The following is a 21,211-nucleotide window of genomic DNA, read 5'->3' on the forward strand; positions in this document are numbered from 1 at the left end:
TCAATATGGTCGTGCGTCATTCAGTAAGTCAGTGAGACGCGTAATAGTGACTCACTGGATTGGTTGTAATGGTTTGATTATGAACTTGTTCGTAAATTAACTCCGGAACGCGTAAAATCCATGCTTTCAGGAAAAACAGACAGAGCTACTTCGCCTATGGATGTTTTCGAAAGCATAATGATGAAATCTTGGCGTTGGTTGGGGGGACTTTACGTTTAGTACACGCAACACCTTCCACTCCAAAAGAGTAAAGACTTGTCGGTAGATTCAGTGGTTGTTCCGGGAGCCCATATTAAATCTAATCTCCCGGAAAATCCGGGAGATTGACCTTTTACTCAACATCTGGATTACGGTAGTTCAAAGATGAATGTAACCGCCTCGTATTGTAATAACCGTCAATGTAGCGGTCCGCCGCCGTGGTCAAACAGCTCAGCTCTCAAAGCCGCAAGGCTACTGTAGCCTCCTTTCGGGATATCCAATTCGGCCTTCAATCGACCGCCGGGCGGCCCCGTCCATAGAGACTCTGCCGATGCGTTATCATACGGATTGTCAGCGCGGGACATGCTTTGTCTCAGCTTGAAAGTTTTCACGAGCAACTTCATTCTGCGTGACAGATATTGACCGCCACGATCTGACCGGTTCGCCGGAGCGATGAACTATTAGCCCTGGCTTAACTCCTCGTCTTAACAGCGCTTTCTCCAATGGCTCTCTCACAAGATTTTCCTGCATGTAATCCTCAATCTTCCAGCCGACGATCTGGCGAGAGAAAAGATCCATCCAGACGCATAAGTATGCCCATTTTCCACTCCTTAGTGGCATGTAAGGTAGAGTAAGGCAAGCGCGCCAGTTTGATCTCTCAATCATTGGTTTCGCTTGCCTTCTCGCCGAACCCGACATGCGTCTTTCGTTACGCATCCGGCTCTCCAGGAATCGTGGTGAATTCAGGGGGGATCATCCAACCTCTTCGGTACCGCATTACCTTCAGCCGGCCTGTTTGATACAGTTCTATCCCGTCTGTGCTCCAGACTTTGCATGTAGGCCGAGCCTTACTTGCTTTACGATATCTCAGGATATCAATATGTTTCCCAATCCTGTAAATGCCGAGCTTAGTATTAGGGGTTTAAATGCAAATGATGATGTTGTTATATTGAATGCTTCGGGAACAGAATTGAGAAGAGCCAAGGCGATAGGCGGGCAGGAAATGATCAGCATGGACCACTTCACAAAAGGCATTTATATTAATCAGATTATCAGGGGAGGGCTTTATTATAGTAAGCGTGTTGTGAAAGGGCAATAGCTAGCATAGTAGGTAAATTAAAATCACTTCCCCAGTAAAACTGGGGAGTGATTCAACTACTCAACGTTAGTAGCCATGAAACTACCGAAATACAATCATATACTTGGTCCGCTGTTCGCTATGGTACACAGAGAATTCTGTAATACAACTGTTGCCTGTCGCGGTTAACAAGTCTGCAAATCCTTCTATTATAACAACAATTCTATAATTTTTGCAGGTAAAGCTGTAACGGCCTTATAGAGAGAATGCCTGAGCAATCCATGAAATCTTGGGTGTTGTCCGCGGGCTTGCCCACCTTTACTTTCGAAATTTCATTTACTGTAAGCGTTGAAAGTTAATGACTGAATTTTCCATATAGAATTAATAAATTGTATACAATACAAATTTTCGTAGTACGTGTTTTATATAAATTATCAACCAATAACATGCGACAAATTTAAATAATAAAAACTTAAATTATTCTTGAATTTAAAAAATATTATTTTGAATACTAACAATAAATCAAGCCTGTGAAACTTATTTTATAAAATTGATTTTATCGAAAATAAAGCATGAAGATATAATGAAATAATGCATCTACTTAAAAAGTAAATCAAATATTACAACATGGAAAAAACTCTGTAATGATTTTAATTATTAGCATAGATTTATGGAATTCTATTTTTACCTATAATTGTAGGCTGAAAAAACTGTATCAAGCTACAATATACTTACAGTCATCTTTGGATCACAGATCAGAAAGGTGATTGTCAGGTAGGCATCACGCAAAGCAGAAATTTCTATGAGGACAACAACTTTCCAAAGATCAGTGATGCCCAGGTCACCATCACAGATGATAGTGGAAAAGTTAATTTACTCAAGCCGAGCCGTGCCGCTTCACTTCGGCGGGAGTTTCTCCGAATGTCTTCCGGAATTCGCGGCTGAAATATTTACTATCCTCGTAACCGACAGCGGTTGCGACCTCATTAACTTGATAAACACCAACTCTGAGTAGTTGCATGGCGCGGTTCATGCGGATAGTTTTCACGAAATCGTTCACGGTCACACCTGCCAGCAAACGGAGCTTGCGGTAAAGTACCGACACGCTGATCCCGATTTGAAACGCCATTTCGTGGACTCCGAAATCGGGATCGGAAATGTTGTCGTTCACGAGCTGTTTTAGCTTTTCGAGGAGCCCGCCTTCAAAATCGCCCGACTGCAATGCTATTTCCTGTGCAAATCTTCCACGCAACGCCTCGCGCGAGCGGACGATGTTACCTATTTTTAAACCCAGGATTTTACTGTTAAAGGGGCGTACAATAAAATCGTCGGCACCGGAATGCAGGCCTTCGATTTCCTGCCCCTCCTGGCCCAACAATATTACGGCGATATGACTGGTAGCTTCGTCCGATTTTAAACCGCCGCATATTTCAAAACCATTCGCCAACGGAATGGACACGTCGCAAAGGATAAGGATCGGGCTCATCTTTCGGGCATATTCAATGCCTTCTTTTCCATTGTTGGTTTCAATAATGCGGGCATACTTTCCTAATATTCCCCTTCCGAAAATACGAAGGTCAGTATTTACGGTAATCACTAAAATAAGGTTTCTTTCTTTCAAATTGTTCATACGTCAGGGTGCGTCGACTTACTTAAGAGGATTCTTCGAAGTGGCGGAATGACGCAAACATAATTCCGTGATTTTATACCGTCAATTACCCATGCAAGCGAACGGCAGGTAAACAGGAAATTCGCACCAAATAGATAAGATTTTCTACTAAAACTCTTCTCAAAATGTAATTAAACTGATAGCTTTATCACCCTTATGTACGCGTATGAAGTTTTAAACTGCAACGAGATTCCTGTTGCTCTCATTCGTTATAGCGGCATTTCATTTATAATTATAATTTCTTAGAAAAAATCATTAACCACTATGAATGACCTCACTGGTGGCATTGAAAACACTATGTCTATTAGCGATGACCGGCCGATGTTCTGGCGGGGAATAATAAGCTTTGTCACATCGGATACATCGAAATATATTTTCCTAGAATACAATTCATTCGATGCTTTTTTCAGGAATAGGCCGGGGTATAAATTTGTTTGATATTTTATCAGGATTGGTAACAGTTCCGACAGATATATTATTAACAGCATACGGAAGTTGAAGTCGGTCAATAGCGAATGCAAAATCGTTTTGTACGATTACCGGGAGTCGGTCAATTACCTTGTAGCCTTTTTTTGGGAGCATATCGACGCCTATCTGACCGGTAATTTCGACGAGGGCGACCTGCGGGATCGTCTCGCCGCCATCGGGTTTGACCGGGTATATATCAACACGGAGCTCGTAGTCGAACTGATCATGCGAAAACCGCGCCGACGCACTAAGAGAGCGGTTAGGCTCGCGCCTACCGAGGTGAAAATGGCTAGGCTGCTGATTACCGGGATGAGGCCTTCGATCATCGCCCAGGAAATGGACCGAAAACCTTCCACGATCAGCACCATCAAATCGAACATTTTCAGGAAGACGAATGTCGACAACATTATTGATCTCATGGGCGCTATGGACGGCGCCCAAGTCGCCCTACGCGTTTAAGTCAAGGCATTTTTTCTTCCGGCAATCCCTAAAAGAACAGGATCCGAAATTCGGATCCTGTTTCATTTAAAGGACTCTCCAATTAGCATATTAATATTTGATTTGGGCTGTAGACCATGGACTACAGCCCACGGTTTAACTTTACAATGAAAAGGCACTTTCACGTATGCTCGTCATAAAATCTCTATTAGTTTTCGTCCTGGCCAGGCTTTGTGAAATTGGGGGTGGATATATGGTCTGGCTATGGCTTAAAGAAGATAAGCCACTATGGCTTGGGATTCTAGGTGGTATCATTCTGGCTTTGTATGGTGTCGTCGCCACGCTTCAACCAGAGGGATTTGGCCAGGTTTATGCGATCTTCGGAGGTATCTTCATTGTGATGGCTCTGATCTGGGCTTGGCAAGTTGATGGGTTTAGACCAGACAAATATGATCTGATCGGAGCGGCGATAGCCCTGATCGGTGTTTTCATCATATACTATTCCCCAGGCAATGGATTTAAAACAAGGAGCGCCCTAAGTCGGGGCGCCCCGGACTATGCCTTCTTCCTTTTGATCCCGCAGCCAATCGCTTTTGCGATTGGAACTGCCACGGGTTGGTCAGCCATCAATGCACCTACTGCGCTTTGCACATAGTTCTGACTTGACTGCGCTGCATCCTGTGCATTGTTATCAATTGCGCCAATGTACTTAATGACTAAATCGTTGCCCTGACGCTGGATTACAAAAACGGTGGTGGTATGGGTAGCCCCGTACGTTTTGGCAATTTCCTGGGTTTCATCAATCAAATAAGGGAAGGCGTACTTCCTATCGGCTGACCGCTTTTTCATTGCATCATAATTATCGCTTGGCGAGAGCTGCGCGTCGTTGGCATTGATCGCAATGACCGGATACCCTTTCGAGGCGTACTATTTATTCAGATCGATCACCCGCTGTTCATACGCCTGTGCGACAGGGCACGTATTGCAAGTGAATACAAAACCCCAAACTTTTGTTCTAAAATAGGATTGATTTGTGCGCCTTCCATTTATTATGAAAGGCGCATTTGCCATTATCATAGATTGAAAGATGCTGTGCTAAGTTTCATTTAGAACTTGTGAGTCCCCGAGAACAAGCATCAGGTCGTTGAGAGTACTGACATTTGTTTTGCGGAAGATGTTAGCTTTGATTGTGCAGATTGTAGATCTATCTCTATTCAATTCATTGGCGATCATTGAGTTTTTCATCCCTGACATGAGCAGCCTTGCCACTTTAGATTCGATGGGTGTCAAATTCATGTGATTGTCTATCTTCCTTGCAGGTCTTGATGTCAATAAAGGTAAGACAAGCTCGGTATTTAGGTAAAGACGGTCGGAGTCTACGGTTGAGATGCAGTCTGCAAAATCACCGAAAGTGAAACTATCATGGAGGTATCCATCGATACTTTCCCGAAAAAAAACAACAACAGAATCAATGGGGCGCTGGTAGTCGTAGAGGATAATCTTACAAGACCGGTGCGCTTCTCTGAGCTGCCTGACAAGATCCATAATTTGTTTATCTACTGCGCGTCCAACTCTAATCAGAAAGTAAATGTGATCGCATTCAGTTTTATCAAAGGATGATCCATTCGTTGAATCGAACTCCAAGACAACCGAGCTACCTGAAAGTTTACAAATGCAATCCTTCATTTCCCCCCGATATATCGATCTGTCATCGATTATGACAAATAATTAGTCGAAACTTACATTTCGGTTAATCATAGCAACTGTTTTGTTTTTTCGTATACTTTAAACTATTTTGAGACGTAGAACATATGCTTTGATATCTTACGAACTAGACACAATATGCTCATATTTTATAAAACAGACTGTATAAAATATTGTCATTTTGGTAGAAAATTAAGTTAATTTTAGCTTTGAGTATCATTTTTTTTTGAAATGAGAGTTTGTAAATATCACAAAAAATAAATCATTAAATTTTGAAAGTGCCTTTCCGATGCTTTATTTTATTCTTCGATAAAGAAGGCTTATCAATTAGCTGATATTTTCACAGGTTATACTCGATTTTAGTTTTAAAATTTGTTACCAGATATTTTGATGGATTTAGATTATCCTGCTTAATTAAAGACATTAGGGTGGTCGAGTTGCAGGCAAGATTGGCCATGGCAATTTTCAAGCTGGATTTGTCTGGAAGTGGATTCGAAACCTTTTTTGTGTAGTTGTATGGTCTTCGAAAGAAAAGAAATCGTACTGATGAACACTTGTAGTCCAGATCTTCAAAAAATTGTGACCGATGTATTAAAGACTCGGTGTCAGTTGTCGCAGACTGCCAGCGGCGCATAGGGACTTATCCTTGCCAGGCAAATTAATCCGAGATTGATAATATGCGACTTGCGTGATGAACCAAATGAGGGGATAGGTATCTGCAGGGATTTAAAATTTTGCGTAGTAACCACTCACATCCCGCTTATTCTGTGCGGCCAAATTCATAGAAGATCGCCGGCCTAAGAGCAGGTGCTGATGTTTATACCACCAATTTATTCGATAGGCAGGTCCTACGTCTGAAAATTGAAAATCTTCTGCGCTCGCGCGAAGCCCTGCTAGTCTAATATGGTTATGAAATAGTCAGTCGACCGGATACAAAATATCGCGAAGACGGAATTCTGGAAAATCTGCAACAGCTAATGTATGATAATATTTCTGATCCTGATTTCAATGTCAGTGACATGGCTTCCTAGGCGGGGGTTAGCGTTTCAGTCCTCTATAGGAAAATACGCCTGCTAACTGGAATTACGGTCAACGAACTTGTAAAAGGAATTAGGATGACGATGGCTAAACAAATGCTCGAAGAAGGTGCGTGCCGGGTTAATTACGTGGCCAATGCAGTTGGATATGAAGATGGTAAATATTTTAACAAAGAATTTAAAAAAACCTTGGGGAAGATACGAAAGGTGATAAAGCCTAAACATAAGCAACAATTTTATTCCCGTGAAATCGCGTATTTGACTCTCCTGCAACTACAGAGTAGCATATTATGCTTACTGTTTTGCCAATTTGTACAAGAAAAACGCCACATAAGGCCTTAGTGACAAGAATTTCTAACTTAATTGATCAGTTTTTGACCCATCATTGAAGAAGGAATTTCGCTATTTTACATGAAGGAAGATCACGAAACCTCAACACCATTAGTTTTCGTAAATATCTGCAGCAAGACAAGGGTATCAAGTATTACATACGATCACAGTAAAACATTTACTCGTCGGGTGAAATACTCTGGATGTCTTATTTTCTATCTAATCTATACTGATTTCAATTGCAACACATCTATCGTATATCTAACTACAAATAATCGTGAAAAATGTCTACCAAAATCGTTGTTTTAGTGCCAAAAAGACGTTACGAAGTGCGTTTTTGTCAGCCCTAATATTTTGTTTTAGCGCGCTGGCAGTTTCCGGACAAATCATTTCTCCGGTGCCTTTTGATTGTAACAATGCACAGATGTTTTACTCTGGCGGTGTTTCTGGTTCAACTCTAAATGTTGTTAATTCTGCCGCGAATCCGCTTAGTTACAGTCCGGTTGGGCCGGCTGCGACGCCAATTTACAATGGGATAGGTTTTAACCCGGTGGATAATTTTATTTATGGGATGCCGGCCGCTGCGTCGAATCATCTATTAAGAATTGACGCAACCGGCGCTATCGCAGATCTTGGTGCAATTGCGGGCGTGCCATCTACATTTGTATGTACAGCGGGTGAAATTGATGATCAGGGTAACTATTACGTGATGCAAAATACCGGTGATCAGATGTACAAAATAGATGTGAACACTAGGACGGCAACAGCTATTACGCTTTCGCCGACAGTGGCTGTTTCTGACATTACCTTCGGCACGGGCTCCGGACTACTGTATGGGACCAAAAATGGTAGCGGGGAACTTGTTTCGATTGACCCCGCTACCGGGGCAGTCGCAACAATCGGATCTGCGACGGCAGGAGTGACATTCGGAGCCATGATGGGGTCAAATACAGGGGATATTTTTGGTATCAGCAATTCCGGGGGATTTTATAAATTTGACATTTCTTCAGGGATCAGGTTAAAAATTGCGGATGCATCGTTCCTGGGAGCAAATGTAGATGGTGCGCATTGCGTAAGCGCGACGCTCCAACTGCCGGTAGACCTTTCCATCACCAAAACGGACGGCACCAATCGTTATACGCCTGGCTCAACGACGGTCTATACTATTGTAGTGACTAACCACGGTCCTTTTGATATCGTAACGGATGCGAGCGTGACGGACGCCGTGCCGATGGGGATTCCTGCTGGAAATGTCAGCTACACGGCCGTGGCTTCCTTGGGAAGTACGACCGCAGTGGTGGGTACCCAATTCGGCGCTATAAATGACTTGGTAACTTTGCCTGTGGACGGTTCGGTAACTTATACTGTCACAATTACGATACCTCCTGGCTTTATGGGAAGTCTGGTCAATACAGCTACGATTACCCCTCCGTCCAATTATTCGGACATGGACGCTTCCAATAACTCAGCAACTGACACTGATACGAACCCAATACCATTCAGGTGTAGTGATTCCCAGATTTTTTACTCAGGCGGAGCGGCCAACTCGACGCTGAATAACGTTAATTATAGTGCTAATCCTTTAATCTATAGCCCGATAGGTTCTCCTACCACCCCTATTTACAACGGTATTGGCTTTAACCCGACAGACGGGTTTATCTATGGTATGCCAGCTGCAGCCTCTGACCACATTTTAAGGATTGATGGGATCGGTTCTATAACGGATTTAGGACCTGTCGCGAACCTTCCGTCTTCATTTGTTTGTACGGCAGGCGAGATCGATGACCAGGGCAACTACTACGTCATGCAGAATTCCGGAGGCGTAATTTACAAGATCGACATCCCGACGATGACGGCCAGTCCCATTACAATTTCACCGGCAGTTGCGGTCTCAGACATAACATACAGTGTGACTACTGGGCTTTTGTATGGCACCATAAATGGTTCCGGGGAACTGGTGTCGATTGACCCAGCTACCGGCACAGTTGTAACAATAGGCTCGGAGACAGCCGGGCTGACTTTTGGTGCTATGATGGGTACAGGATCGGGCGATATTTACGGTATCAGTAACAGCGGTGGATTTTATCGATTCAATATTATTACCGGGGCCCGTGTAAAAATAGCGGAGGCCACGTTTCTGGATGCAAATGTGGATGGGGCGCATTGCGTTACCGCAGAGCTGGAATTTCCGACGGATATATCTGTTACAAAGACTGACGGATCGACTTTATACACGCCCGGCACCAATACCGTTTATACTATTGTAGTGACAAATAATGGACCTTTCGGAGTGATGGATGCCATTGTTTCAGATCCGCTGCCGGCCGGTATCTCGTCAGGAGATGTTACTTATACCGCAATTGCGTCGACAGGAAGTACCACTGCTGTTGCGGGTACGCAGTCAGGGGCGATCAATGATATCGTATCGATCCAGCCCAATGGTTCTGTAACCTACACGGTAACAATTTCTGTTCCGGCTACACTTATAGAAAACCTTGTAAATGTAGTTACCGTCACACCGCCCGCAGGCACTACCGATACCGATCCGGGAAATAACACAGCTACGGACACGGACGTAAATTCGTTGCCAGTGAAATTGATCAACTTTGATGCACAGGCGGAGGCCGGCGTGAGTTTACTATCATGGGCGACCAGCGAAGAAGTCAATAGCAGTTATTTTGCAGTGGAACATAGCCGGGATGCGAAGAGTTGGACTATTGTAGGATTCGTAGAATCAAGTGGAGAAAGCGTGACCCGGCAGGATTATCAGTACAGACATATCACACCCTCGCCGGGAATTAACTACTACCGACTGAAAATGGTTGACGCAGATGATACTTATGCGTATAGTGTAATCCGTAGCATTCAGCAAGTGGACACCTCATCAGCAGGCGTCTATCCTAATCCTGTATCCGTACAATTGTTCCTGAAAGGCATAGAAAAGGAAAGTCTGTCGTCGTTGACGATTTACAATGGCGCAGGAATTAAAGTGTTCACGAGTCTGTCAAACTTGCAGTCCGTAAACGTGTCGAATTTGCCCGATGGACTTTATATACTCGTAGTCAAGACGAAGGAAGGGACTCAGCACACACACACATTTGTAGTTAGAAAATAGATTAATCTATTGGTAGTTAAACATCAGAAGTCCATTGGGCTTCTATTGTTTCTTTGGAAGCATTTCATCAACAACACAATTATAATTCATTACACTTCTAACCGGGAAGGTTGCTGCTCGACAGTGCTATTATGCTGCCTAGGAAGTTGCAGGCAGCTTCCTAGGCAAAGAAACAAATCACTAGGAAATCATATTTTGCTTACACAGAATTAGTTGAAATAGATCACTTTATCAAGATCTAACTACGTGCCCCAATGGAGTACCATCATTCGTCCATTGATTTCGATTAACGTCAAACTACTATGTTCAACTTTTCAATCCAAAAAAACTATGAAATCACGCTTTACGTTTTTGGGGCTATCGATCCGATTATGGTTCATGATTGTTATGGCCGCAGTCTATGCTGAAAGCCAAGCTTCCACATACTCGGTAACGTCCACAGCGGATGCCGGTCCAGGAACATTACGCGCAGCCATTACGGATGCCAACGCGGACGTGGCATCTCCCCACACAATTAATTTTAACATCTTGGGCACTGGCGTACAAACCATCACGCTCGCTTCTGTTCTTCCAGGTATTACGCGACCAACCACCATAAATGGTTATAGTCAGCCGGGTGGGGCATCTGGAACTTTTTTGACACGGAGCATACTCATCCGTCTAGTAGTTCCTGGAGGGGTGTCATATGGAATGCAAGTAAACTCGTCCGATGTCGTAATCTCCGGTTTGAATATTATCACTTTTGGTGACGGCGCAAGTGGAATGGCGGGTATTCACCATGATCCTAACAGTACTTCGATATCAAACAACGTATGGATATGGGGTTGCAATTTTGGTACGGACGAAACTGGCAGCACGCGGTTTCCCGGACAAGTAGGATACGGATTGGCAGTATACGGTAATACAAGCGGCATTGCCGGGCCTGGAAATGCGTCGACTGTAAAAGCCTGGACGATCGGGACCAATGGCGACGGCATCAACGACGACCAGGAAGGTAACATTTTTTCAACACAAGATCAGCCTATTACTGGACTGACGAATACTGAGCCAATCCGACTCTTTAACGTGGACGGTTTCGTGTTTGCCGGAAACTATTTCGGACTTGCAAATGACGGAATAACGCCGTTACGGCCATTTAATAGCGCAGACGGCCAGGGCTATGCGATCGTGATGAACAATTGTATTGCATCCAGAATTGGAAGCGATGGGAACGGCACAAGCGACGATCTCGAACGAAATATTTTCGCCGGCATCAACGGCCCGGCAATCGGTATTCTTGGAAACTTGGCCTCTGGTTCCTATAACAATGGTGGCGCGCCCTACACCAACAGGCCCAACGGAAACAACCAGATTACAGGGAATTATTTTGGAACGGACAAGACCGGTCTGGCTACTTCTGGCGCCCTTAGAACCCGCATGGCTATTCAGCTACGTGCCGCAACATATAATACAGTAGGGGCGCTTTCCAATCCGGCGCTTCGCAATGTCATCGTGAACTCGTTTACTGTGGGCATACGCATTAACGGAGAACAGCTTGGAGTGAAGGGCGCATCAGAATACAATAATATATTGGGTAATTACATCGGCGTATTGGCTGATGGCACGACAGCATTAGCTAACCAGATCGGCATTCTTGTTAATTACAACACGAACCTGGCTGTTACAGACGTAAGTGTCTATAAAAACCGTATTGAGGGGAATATCATCGCAAACAATAATGCCGCTGGAATCGCTGTAAATACCCAACATACGGATAGCGACGGAATTGTGGGGTTTGCCTATGATAACACATTCTCTCAAAATAGCATCTATGCGAATGGGAATCTGGGAATCAATCTCGGTAACTCTTCGTCCGATTTGGGCGTTACACCCAATGACGGGCTTTTGTCAACGCCATCCAATATAACAGGAAACCGGTTGATGGATTATGGCGTAATCAAAACGGCCTCATTAGCTGGTAATACATTGTCGGTAACCGGCTACATAGGTGTAAACCCCGCCGGGACTACGGCGTTTGGAGCTGGCGCTGTTGTTGAATTTTTTATTGCGGATGATAGTCCAGATGATCAAAAAGGTGAACGAATCGCGGGGGACGGCCTAAGTCTACCACATGGCGAAGGAAAAAGCTACTTAGGAACCCTAACTGCCGACGCAAACGGGTTGTTTAGTGGTGCAATTGACGTCACCGGCAAAGGCTTCGTAGCCGGTACTTCTTATATCACAAATACCGCCACCGAAATGGCTGCAACCGGAAGCACAAGCGAATTTGGTGTCAATGTTACTCCTCTCATTGTTTCTGGTTCCGTGTTGAGTGATCTGAACGGCATGAGCGACAATTTGATTAATGGGAATGGTGCAAACCTCGGAGGTACACTTTATGCCGCTCTCTATGATAAAACGACGCAGCAGGTAGTAGGAGTGGTACCCGTGAATGCTGACGGAACATACACGTTAACAGGTGCTATCAGTAGCAGCGAATACAGCATTTATCTTACCACTACTGCGCCAATAATTGGTCAGTTTGCTGCCCCTGCAATAACCTTACCTGCTGACTGGTCGAATACCGGGGAAGCAAATTGTCCGTCAATTGGTTGTTCAGGAGATGACGGCCAGATCGATGGTATTTTGGATTTGGGTGTGCTCTCTACAAATGCAATTGCTGCTGTGTTTGGAATACAGCAAACTCAGGCATGTCAATCCTATCTGCAGATTCGTCAAAAGTCGCTGAGTGAAGAAGGTAGTCCCAACTTTACATTTAGCGTAACAGGTGGCGGCAGCTACACGCTTAATGACAGTCCGGACGCCGTGAATGCAATTACCCACATTTCGGGAGATGCCGAGGGAGGGTTGTTTGCGGTGGCAGCTGCAACGGATCAATGGGTTTCGGATCCTGGAACTATTTATTACAAAGCTTCAGGCAACAGCGTCTGGCAAAATACAGGTGCGCTTGCCTTCAAAGTACAGGGTGGTAGTAACGGTGGGTATACCTCACTGGTAAGATCCAGTACCTCGGTCAGTCCTGACAGGTCGGCGGATCAAATCAAATTTAAATTGAACAGTGTTTCATCCGAATCGGATATCACCCTTAACCTGGCTGGCGAGCGTTTCCTGAGCATCGCGCATAACTACGACGATATTCTTTATGTCCTTGTTAGAACGGGAACATATTTGAACGCCGAAGTAGGCACGGTCTGGAAAAAATCCGTATCGGATCCGAACTGGGTGTCTACCGGAATAACCGACGTACAGAATCTAACGGCGCTCCCAGGCACAAATCGGGTTATTTACGCGAAACGTGGCACCTCGGATAACAATTTTATATTCGGCGCAAATAATGACAATACAGGGATTACATCTTACGGAAACCCGATTCCACTCTGGGACGACGATAGGATTGAAGAAATGGCGGTGACATATAGCGAAAGCGGGCAACTTGAGATCTGGGCATTGTCCGTGGCGCTCATTTACAAATCCGATTCACCAAATAGCTGGGTTCAGGAGCAAGGGATTAACGACATGCGTAAACTCGCAAGTACTGGTACAAAACTGCTTTATTCGGTGCTTCTTGACGATGCTTCGGATAACATTCCTTATCGTATTTTCCTCAGGACGCAGGATGGTGTGTACTTGGATGACGAAAGAGTGCGTCCTGGCAGTTCCCCACTGAGCAATACAGTCAACATTCCAGTTGCGCCAGGTACCTACACGATTACGCAAAGCCCGACTGCGGGATGGCATATTACCGACATCCGCAACAATGAAGGTACAGCCGCAGGATCGTCGACTAGCTTTTCTGGCCCTTCTGCGACCGTTGTGGTTTCGTGTGGGGAAGTTGTTGTAGTAGAGTTTGAAAATCAACTGGACAGCTCGACTCCGATTTCCCAGCTTTGCGGTGACGCAAGCTTTACAGAAGATTTCAGTTCATATAAAAACGGCGATTGGGGAAACCCACTTGATGGACTTATCAGCTATCATAAGGCAACTGGTAATTTCGGATACGGCTATTATGCCATTATGCCTACCACGGCAGTAATGACTTACGGGGACCCGATTTTTGACCACACTTCCAAAGACGTAACGGGAAGTATGCTGGTAGTCGATGCCACGTTTGAAAAGGGAATTTTCTATAGAAGAAGGTTTACAGGATTATTGGCCGGAGGCAAGTACAGCTTCGGTTCTTGGATCACGAATTTCAACCCTCCTGCGGGCGACAAGCCAGACGTCTCTTTTGAAATATATGATGCAAATTCTGGTGCACTAATTACATCAGTATCTTCAGGATCCGTACTTACAAGTGAGTGGCAGAACTTTACTACGGTATTTGCTTCTGACGGGACGGATATCGAGCTTGTTCTCCGGAACAACCGCCAGGGCACTGCTGGGAATGATTTGGCTATTGATGATATCAGCTTTGGATTGGCAATTCCATCACCGGAGGCTACTGCTACCTTTGACTGCTCTTCTGGCCTGGGAACACTTACAATTACGTCACCTACATCTATTACAGGCAACGAATTTGAGTATAGCATCGACGGCGGTAGTAATTGGCAAACAGGTACAGTGTTCACAGGACTTGCAGCTGATGCCTATTCTGTACTTGTAAGATATGCGGGCATTATCAGCGGTTGCCAGTCTACGGCGGATTTTGAAGTTGAAGCCTGTCTAACGATCAGTGGAACAGTTTATAACGATGCATTCGGCCTGGCTGGCAGTCCCGCCAACACGGTTGACGGAACGCCGATTCAATCCGCGTCCGGGACGCCACTCTATGCAAATCTGTTTACAAACTCTGGTGTTTTCGTGGCATCGGTACCAGTGGACGCTTCGGGTACATATAACTTTCCGGTGTCCGCCAACACTAATTACCTTGTGACGATAAGTTCAACGTCTGCAACCAATGCTAGCACACCATCAGGCTCGGTTGGATTACCTTCTGATTGGGTTAATACCGGAGAAAATGTGGGTGCGGGAGTTGGGAGTGATGGTTCCCCGAATGGCACGCTTGCAGTGACCGTCGGTGCTTCCAGTGTTTCAGATGTAAATTTTGGTCTTGATCAGCAGCCCAATAGTAACAACGTAACAAATGTCTTAGCCAGCCAACCACCAGTGGGAGCGACAATCGGATTGAATGGTATCGCAAGCCCGTTGATGAATGGCCTCGACCCAGAAGATGGCGCGTATTTTGGATCTATCGGCGCGACCAATTCTCCGCAAGGTGTCGTGATTAATTCTCTTCCTACACAAGGCGAGCTATGGTACTATGGTTCCGGCTCTCCTGTTCTAGTGACAGCCTCAGACATCATAAATGGCACTTTATTTACAGACCCGTCGCTGTTTGTAATCATTCTAACCGGCTCTGGCTACACCAGTACGACGTTTGAATACGCCTATGTAGACGCGGCAGGCGTACAAGATCCAACTCCTGCAACCTACACGATCAGCTGGGAAAAACCGCTTCCAGTAAGATTGGCCGCATTCGATGCATTCTCAGAGGGCGCCGCGGTAAGTCTGAGGTGGATCACTGCAATGGAGGAAAACAGCGAAGGTTTTGAAATTGAACGCAGCGCGAACGCCAAAGACTGGAGTAAGATAGGATACGCAGCGTCTAAATCGCTACAGGCAGCTAGTACAAGTGCGCTGGACTATTCGTTCTCCGATCCAGCACCACTCAAAGCCATGAACTATTATCGTCTTAAAATGATCGATCATGACGGAACGTTTGCATACAGTCAAATCAGGGTGGTAAGGCTTGATGGCATGGATAAACTAATGCTCTATCCAAATCCTGTTGCGCAAGAGAAGTTGACCATTGATATAACTAATGCTGAAATGTATCGGGCACAGGTTTTCAATGTGATGGGAGTCAGAGTTTTGGAGCAACAACTGACCAAACCCGGAGAGTTAAATATAAAAGGACTCGTATCAGGCGTCTATGTTTTACGACTTGTGTCGATTAAAGGTGATGCGCAAACTAAGACATTTGTGGTAAGATAACCTTCGAACAAAAGTTCATTTGTCAGTTTTACAAGAGGCCGTCTCAAATCAATATTGGGGCGGCATCTTGTCTGTTAATGTTTTTTGGCATGCAAGACGCTTGCAATCAAACTCGTTCAACTTAATCTGATTGGAATAGCAGCAAAGTGCTCGGCATTGGGATAACCTTAAAACGGCAGTTAAATATATTCGTCTGCCCCGGCCCGAAATTCGCCGATATCCAGCTCCTTCGGATCCGGAAAAATGACCCAAATATAGTGTGTAACAGGATCCGTTTTCAATTCAAAGCAGAAGCTAAAAACGCCTGGATGTGGAGCGTCCATGTGGCAGCTAAACCGTTCTGGATGCAACGGATTTGCAATCTCAAAGCCATCCTCGCAGGCGCCGGTCAGAACGATATGGAAGTCTTCGCAAAGTATTTTCAAATTTAAATTAATAATTCAATGGCAGATAAGATCGGTATCGCAAACTAACGCATAATGCTATACGCGACTGCTTGTCTGTTTTGTTTTGCTCTTTTTTGAAAACTTCATCCGATAGTTTTGTGCTTATATGTTGCCCCTTTCACCAACCAGCCTTAACAGTTCTGTTGTGCGGATATCAACTTAATTAAACAACAAAATGGCAACTGCATAAAAAATCCAGCCTCCCGAATTTCAGGAGGCTGACCCTTTACTCAACGTCTTCCGAATCCGGAAGTGATATAGTGGTATATATGTGTCGCAAAATTCATTCTTGCTGGAAGCGGCAATGCGCATGGTTAAGTTATCGATCGCCAAAATGAAAATTATTGGTTAGCGGGTCACGATTCGCACGCCTCTTAATTAGATATGGATGCCGATTCATAAATTTAGAATTCCTAGGGAAATTAATACAAAATTGCTGCTATTGGTAATAGCTTTTTACAAACGTAATTCAAAATAACCAAGTCGGCAATGCTCGAAAGCAGAATCTGGAACGATATAAAAAAATCTCACCAAAAAGCTAATATTTTCTGCCATAACCCGTCAAAGACTTCGACAAAAAGTTAATGCACTGCTATGTATGTTGAGTCATGACTAGAATTGCGAAGTTCGATCCGAACTAGCCAGCGGCACGTCTTTTTACTTCATTGGGATTTTTAGCATAAACTTTCTTGAATTCCCTGCTAAAATACTTCGCGTCTTCAAATCCTACCATAGTGGCTACCTCTCCGACCGTATAGACCCCGGATTCGAGCAAGATTTTACCTTCACTTAGCCTGATTACCTTAACGAACTCGTTCACAGTCATCTCTGTAATTGACCTCATTTTACGGTACAATGCCGAAACGCTCATGCCCATCTCGTAAGCTAGTTCTTCTACGCCGAAGCCTGCGTTTGAAATGTTTTTAACAACCTGATCCCTAATCCTAGCTAGGAAGGCCTGATTGACGTCCTGCGCAATACTAGCGCTATCCGGCCGGCCCGCGATAATTTTTTCTCGGTAATAAACCCGCATTTGGTCGCGTTTCTCGAGTAGATTGCTGATTTTTAATGCAAGTATTCGTGGATCGAACGGCTTGGAAATGTATTCATCAGCACCTGTTTTCAGCCCTTCAATGACATGTTCGCTTTCGGTTCGTGCAGTAAGCAATACGACTGGAATATGCGCCGTTACGGCCATTGTTTTCACCTGAGTACAAACAGCTATTCCGTTCATTTCCGGCATCATCACGTCACAAACAATGACGTCAGGAATATTCTGCTGGGCAAGGGCAAGTCCTGTACGTCCGTTTCCGGCTTCGAGTATCTGGTAAGAACCTTCAAACAATTGCCTGATAAACAGCCGTAACTGATCGTTATCCTCAATGATCAAAATCGTGTTATTCATTTTGGGAACCTCGCTATCGCTGTTGTAAGATAGAGTATTTGTTTCTATCAGCATGTTACCAATATAGTCTCGGTCTTTGGCAATGATCTGATCGGGAGAAAAATGCGAATTCCCACGCAATAACTGGACCGTAAGTCCAGTTTCACCAGGTGCCGTGGTGGTAGCTTGCTTGCTTGTTGCTCTCAGATTACCACGGTGCTGTTCAACGATACTTTTTGAAAGTGCGAGACCAATACCATACCCCGGCTTGTCTGAATCTGCTTGATAGTAATAAGTAAAAAGTTTGGCGAGATGCTCAGCAGAAATGCCTTGGCCTGAGTCCTTAACTGTAATGCTTACCTGATTGGGCATTTGTTCGACGGTGATAGCGACCTGACCGCCATTGGGAGTGAATTTGTAGGCGTTACTTAATAAGTTATACAACACCTTTTGCATTTGGGCAATGTCATACCAGAGCATCACCGTCGAATCAGCACTAATAAACGAAGTTTCGATTCCTTTTTCTTTTGCCAAATGTTCGAAAGCGGCTACCACAGTCTTGACTGTTCTGACGATGTCATGTTCCTGAACTCTTAGTCTAACCTCTCCGCTCTGGATTTTGCGGAAGTCGAGCAATTCGTTGACTAGTAGCATCAAGCGGTTTGAATTAGTTCTAGCGTAATTCAGGTTAGTTTCGATGCTGGTGCCTGCTTGCATTTGCTCGTGCGCCTTTTCCAATGGCCCACTTATCAGTGATAAGTGAGTGCGGATCTCATGTGAAACGTTGGTGAAGAAATTCAGCTTGACCTGGCTTAAAGCTGTTTCCCGCCGGAAATTGCTCCGTATCCAAAAGAAGCGGGTTATACCGTAGACAACCCCTGAGATCAGGATCAGGTAGAAAAGATATGCATACCAAGTCCTCCACCAAGGCGGTAGAATAGTAATTTTGACCGTTAAACTTTTCGGCATCCAAACTCCGTCACCATTGGCCGCCCGTACTTCAAACGTATATTTTCCGTCGGGAAGATTTGTGTAAGATGCGGTTGGTACGGAAACACTGTTCCAATTTTTTTCGAACCCAGTCAATCGATACATGTATTCGTTAACCTTTGATCTTGCGTAGCTCAGGAGTGCGAATTCAATGGAAAAAATATTCTGATCTGATCTAAAAATGAGCTCTTTTTGTTGACTGATCTCTCCTGTCAGAATTCCGGTTTGATCACCGACAAAAACTTGTTTGTTAAACAGTTTGAGCCCAGTAACCGCTATGGTCGATGGCAGTGTGTCAATGGATATTTCGCCTGGTTTGAATGAAAAGAGTTCCTTACTTGTCTCATAATAGAACCTTCCTGATCCGTCGCTAAATGCCCTATTGGGTGGTAGCACGCCGTTTCTTGGTAACCCATCGCGATCGGAATAGATTTGAATTATTTTTTTGTCTGGGTGATACCTTACAAGTTCAAAGTCCCGGCTCAACCACAAGTATCCCAGTTTGTCTGTCTGCATGTCAATCAACCCTTCCAGAATGGGTAGGTCATTGTCAGGGTATTTGAGAAATTTCCCAACCTTCGGATCAAATAAATGAAGTCCAAGATCATAGGCGAGCCAGATTCTGCCACGTTTGTCTTCGGCAATACGCCATATGCTATAGGGCGCGAGGGTTTGGCTACCAACCAAAATTTTTTCCACATGAGCATTTCCATTTTTAACGAGCCACACCTCATTCTTACCGCCACACCATAAGTTGCGATTTGAGTCGATAAACAGACTGGAAGTGAATGCGCTCACGCCAGTTTTTGAAAAGCGCTTTGTCTGAGGGTCAAATCTTAGGGTACCGAAGGGGCCGCAAAACAAAAAAAGACCGCTGTTATCCCGGATAATTTTCAGAATTCTTCCTTTGCTAAGATGAGAATCGTTTGTCTCTGCAAACTTGTATTGGTTGCGTTTCCTTGTAGGGGGATGGTAGCTGTATAAGCTCCCGTTACCCCCATACCATATCTGATTGTTTTCGTCAACATAAAATCTATTGCCAACCGGCGCGAAATCCGGGTCGAGGTCATATGTAGAGATTTTCTGTTCCAACTTATCGAAGATCTGGAATTTTGTCTTATCGGAAGCAATTCGCCAAATCTTTTGCGTAGGCGTAATGCCCGCCCATGAACCGTTGAAATTGGTTTCTGATTGGCCGGTATTATTAAACGGCCATATGGAAAAATTGACAGATCGGATGTCCAGATAATCGGCAAAAAAGTCGTAGGTGCCGATCCAAAAACCGCCCTGGCGGTCTTTGAAAACGCTCAAGATAAAATCCTGGGCAATGCTGGACGGATTTGTCGGATTGTTTACATACCATTTTATCTGTTGCGAACGGGTATCGATGCTAGCTAACCCATTCCAGGACGCAACCCATAACTGATCTCTATCATCTATCAGTAAATCATAAGCAACAGACAAAAGTCCATGTTTATCTGTGAAATTTTCAACAATCGAGAACTTCCTTGACAACGTGTCGAATTTCACAAGTCCTCCATCTTTCGCGCTCAACCAGAAATTTCCATTGTGATCACCACTGATTTTTTCGAAGTTATTGGTGCTCTTTAACCTGCTGTCAGTGTTGGCCCTGAAGACAGTTGTCCGACCGTTCGAAAATCGAATGAGTCCGTGATCTGTCGCCATCCATAAGGCATTCTGTTTATCTACTTCAACGTCATGTATTGATACTGTTTCGACACCGGGAATTAAGCGCGGGTAGCGTTTGAAACTAATTTTGCCTGATCGTGCCTCGATAGAGTTTAGGCCACCTGACGTGCCAATCCAGATCCGGTTGTTGCTATCTTGTTTGATGCTGTAAATTGTATCGCCGCTAATGGAATTTTCGTCTCTACGATCAGAGGTGAATCGGGTAAAAGAATCTTTTATAGGATTAAACCGATTTAGGCCATTCATCGCACCAATCCAAATATTGCCTTCGTTGTCGCACAATATGGTTCTCAGATAATCCGACCCAATAGACTTCGGATTGTTATTGTCATGACGATAGTGCCTGAAACCTCTGGAATCATATCTGAAAAGCCCAGTTGAGGTCGCAAACCATATGTATCCAGTAAGATCCTGAGCTATTTCATGAACACTGGTTCTGGGGGCTCCATCGTGCTCATACATGTGCTGAAATACCTGCGCCTGGACATCATTCGCTAACACAAAAAGCATCAACCATTTTGGAAGCAGCAACCTTATGATGAATTTCACAATAGATGAAGATGGGGCTTGAATAAACCCAAATATAGAAAGGCACGGTGAATTAAAAAATAGCCATTGGCGCTCAATTCAATGAAGTAGAGCATTATTGG

At 44.5% G+C, this 21,211-nt stretch carries 11 protein-coding genes and 2 pseudogenes; 7 read left to right on the plus strand and 6 right to left on the minus strand.

The window, feature by feature from the left end:
- Positions 1-549: 549 nt before the first annotated feature.
- Positions 550-915, minus strand: coding sequence for a DDE-type integrase/transposase/recombinase (locus tag BMW93_RS36390; RefSeq protein WP_409013136.1), 366 nt, complete (start codon positions 913-915; stop codon positions 550-552).
- Between the two features lie 163 nt (positions 916-1,078).
- On the opposite strand from BMW93_RS36390, the gene BMW93_RS36395 reads away from it, so the two are divergent.
- Positions 1,079-1,297 carry a T9SS type A sorting domain-containing protein gene (locus BMW93_RS36395; RefSeq protein WP_177194292.1) on the plus strand — a complete coding sequence of 73 codons (219 nt, stop codon included), beginning with the start codon at positions 1,079-1,081 and terminating at the stop codon, positions 1,295-1,297.
- Positions 1,298-2,153: 856 nt separating this feature from the next.
- Here BMW93_RS36395 and BMW93_RS34675 read toward each other — a convergent pair.
- Positions 2,154-2,873, minus strand: coding sequence for a helix-turn-helix domain-containing protein (locus BMW93_RS34675; RefSeq protein WP_229241139.1), 720 nt, complete (start codon positions 2,871-2,873; stop codon positions 2,154-2,156).
- 567 nt (positions 2,874-3,440) lie between these two features.
- Here BMW93_RS34675 and BMW93_RS34680 point away from each other — a divergent pair.
- Both BMW93_RS34680 and BMW93_RS34685 read left to right on the plus strand, forming a co-directional pair.
- The gene (locus BMW93_RS34680) at positions 3,441-3,872 is read left to right on the plus strand and encodes a LuxR C-terminal-related transcriptional regulator (RefSeq protein WP_090387370.1); all 432 of its coding nucleotides are present in this window, start codon (positions 3,441-3,443) and stop codon (positions 3,870-3,872) included.
- A 166-nt stretch (positions 3,873-4,038) separates the two neighbouring features.
- Positions 4,039-4,506, plus strand: a complete 468-nt coding sequence (locus BMW93_RS34685; RefSeq protein WP_090387372.1) for a YnfA family protein — start codon at positions 4,039-4,041, stop codon at positions 4,504-4,506.
- On the opposite strand, the pseudogene BMW93_RS34690 reads toward BMW93_RS34685, so the two are convergent.
- A pseudogene (locus BMW93_RS34690) lies at positions 4,407-4,766 on the minus strand (redoxin domain-containing protein); the annotation flags it as partial. The gene BMW93_RS34685 and the pseudogene BMW93_RS34690 overlap by 100 nt on opposite strands.
- A 180-nt stretch (positions 4,767-4,946) precedes the next feature.
- Positions 4,947-5,147, minus strand: coding sequence for a helix-turn-helix transcriptional regulator (locus BMW93_RS36400; RefSeq protein WP_409013137.1), 201 nt, complete (start codon positions 5,145-5,147; stop codon positions 4,947-4,949).
- 126 nt (positions 5,148-5,273) lie between these two features.
- Between BMW93_RS36400 and BMW93_RS36030 the strand changes: the two genes are divergently transcribed.
- The 4 genes and pseudogenes from BMW93_RS36030 to BMW93_RS34710 all read left to right on the plus strand — a co-directional run bounded on the left by BMW93_RS36030 (position 5,274) and on the right by BMW93_RS34710 (position 16,031).
- Positions 5,274-5,471, plus strand: a complete 198-nt coding sequence (locus tag BMW93_RS36030; protein WP_229241141.1) for a hypothetical protein — start codon at positions 5,274-5,276, stop codon at positions 5,469-5,471.
- A 1,127-nt stretch (positions 5,472-6,598) separates the two neighbouring features.
- Positions 6,599-6,934 (plus strand): annotated as a pseudogene (locus tag BMW93_RS36405) (helix-turn-helix domain-containing protein); the annotation flags it as partial.
- Between the two features lie 265 nt (positions 6,935-7,199).
- The gene (locus tag BMW93_RS34705) at positions 7,200-10,037 is read left to right on the plus strand and encodes a DUF6923 family protein (protein ID WP_143061797.1); all 2,838 of its coding nucleotides are present in this window, start codon (positions 7,200-7,202) and stop codon (positions 10,035-10,037) included.
- A gap of 330 nt (positions 10,038-10,367) precedes the next feature.
- A complete protein-coding gene (locus BMW93_RS34710) occupies positions 10,368-16,031 on the plus strand; it encodes a T9SS type A sorting domain-containing protein (protein ID WP_090387383.1) in 5,664 nt (1,887 codons plus the stop codon).
- A 179-nt stretch (positions 16,032-16,210) separates the two neighbouring features.
- On the opposite strand, the gene BMW93_RS35315 is transcribed toward BMW93_RS34710, so the two are convergent.
- Together BMW93_RS35315 and BMW93_RS34720 are read right to left on the minus strand one after the other, a co-directional pair.
- On the minus strand, positions 16,211-16,456 hold the full coding sequence (locus BMW93_RS35315; RefSeq protein ID WP_143061798.1) for a hypothetical protein: 246 nt from the start codon (positions 16,454-16,456) through the stop codon (positions 16,211-16,213).
- Between the two features lie 658 nt (positions 16,457-17,114).
- Entirely contained in the window at positions 17,115-21,110 is a 3,996-nt protein-coding gene (locus tag BMW93_RS34720; RefSeq protein WP_143061799.1) for a response regulator, read from the minus strand.
- Positions 21,111-21,211 lie beyond the last annotated feature (101 nt).

The organism is Dyadobacter sp. SG02, assembly GCF_900109045.1.
In the GTDB taxonomy this organism is placed as follows: domain Bacteria; phylum Bacteroidota; class Bacteroidia; order Cytophagales; family Spirosomataceae; genus Dyadobacter.